We start from the raw sequence: 1,310 nt of genomic DNA on the forward strand, positions 1-1,310 counted from the left end.
GCCTTACTCATCTCCAGATATTTGGGATCCGGCAACATTCTTGATGGATCAAAAGGTTTTCTCGTCTTTAAAATTGCATACACGATCGTGTTCATTTTGCGAGCCGTCGCTATTATGCTCTTCCCGGTTCCCTTGTGTTCTTTCATGACGTTGTATTTACCCATAAGCCAGTATCCAGCCGTTTTGTTCCGAAGCCGCAACATCCCCATCACCATCTGGACAAAAGCCGTTCTCAGTTCAGACGGCCCTCGCTTAGTGATATGACCGTGACGAACGGTCGTGTTGGAGTTCTGAACCCACGGCACCAAACCGGCATGCGCAGCATACTTCTTGGCGTTCTCGTATCGGTTGATATCGTCGGTGTACGCCCGAATGGTCGCTGCGGTTATCAACCCGACACCAGGAATCGTTCGCAAAAGCTCAACATCTTTGTCCTCACGCACAAGATCCGACAGTACCTTCTCGAGTTCTTTGACCTGAGACGCAATTTGGTCTATGGTGCCAAGAAGCGGTTCTACCGCCCAGGCAGCGTTCCCGTTACTCTTATGGTCCGCGAGACCGTCAAGGATGCGCTGCCTCTCTTTTTTGCTTTGCAGCTGCCCCCGTCGGCTCTCTATCCCATATCCGAGCAACAGACCGTGCACTTGATTTTTCAATGACACCAGCGCCTTCACCAATACTGAACGGGACTTCAGAAGCCTTCTGATATCCTCACTCTCCTGTGAACAAAGAATGGCCTCGGGAAGCATGTCTTTCTCAAGAAACTCCGCCAGCGTGCGGGCATCATGCTTGTCGGTCTTTTTTACCGACTCGTTGACTATCCTGAACTTCAAGGTGTTCACAATCTTGACCACGATCCCTGCGTCCATAACCTGATTGCAAAAGTACCGTGTGTTCCCTGTTGATTCCACAGCAATGGTAATATCGTAACCTCCTTCAATCCAATGGAACATCTTGTTTATAAATGCCCCATAGCCTCGATCCTTCGTCGGATAGATCCCTGACTCTTGAATCTTGCGATCTTCACTTAAACAACACACCGTAAACTGCGTCTTGTGAAGGTCTACTCCAATGCTCATCTTCATAAATACGCCTCCTCTTGTCTCGGACAGCGCCTGTCAGGTGAATTGGTTCCACTCTCCTATTCGATCTCGCGGATCATTGAATGCTGCGGTTACGGCTCTTCAGTCTCCTTTCCGGTCTCGAAAACCATTAAACATGTCGAACTGTAACCTTGCTGCCCAAAACTTAAATTTCGAACAGCTTATACCAATTCACGACTTATGAAGACTTTTTATCATTCCTCCTTT

Annotated in this window: 1 protein-coding gene; it reads right to left on the reverse strand. The window is 48.4% G+C overall.

All coding sequences use genetic code 11. The features are described from left to right. Positions 1-1,085, reverse strand: a 1,085-nt coding sequence (locus APR53_06275) for a hypothetical protein (GenBank protein KQC05842.1), incomplete at its 3' end; no start/stop codon positions are given. Positions 1,086-1,310: the final 225 nt, after the last annotated feature.

Origin of the sequence: Methanoculleus sp. SDB (genome assembly GCA_001412355.1) — an archaeon.
Taxonomy (GTDB): Archaea; Halobacteriota; Methanomicrobia; order Methanomicrobiales; family Methanomicrobiaceae; genus LKUD01.